Here is a 321-nt window from a genome sequence, read left to right on the forward strand (position 1 = left end):
TCTACGCGTCCGACGCCTACAGCGGCTGGTACGACTTCGCGTCCATCGGCGTCAAGTGACCCGCAAGGTCACCGCAACCGCCACCGACATCACCATCTGACGGCGCCACCCGCCGCTGGCACGAAGGGCAGGTGAAGGCCGCCGCAGGGCGGCCGGAGAGCAGTGCTCACATACTTCATCAGGCGGCTGTTCGCCGTCGCAGTGATGCTGGTCGTCATCGTTCTGGCGGTCTTCTGCATCTTCTTTCTGATCCCCAAGTGGGCGGGCATCGACCCGGCCACCATGTACGTCGGCAAGCAGGCCGACAAGGAGAGCGTCGAG

The 321-nt window shown here is 64.8% G+C and carries 1 pseudogene; it reads left to right on the forward strand.

From position 1 onward, the window contains the following. Positions 1 to 162: 162 nt before the first annotated feature. A pseudogene (locus AB8Z75_RS35360) lies at positions 163 to 321 on the forward strand (ABC transporter permease); the annotation flags it as partial.

Origin of the sequence: Streptomyces sp. PU-14G, from assembly GCF_041028275.1 — a bacterium.
Classification (GTDB): Bacteria; Actinomycetota; Actinomycetes; order Streptomycetales; family Streptomycetaceae; genus Streptomyces.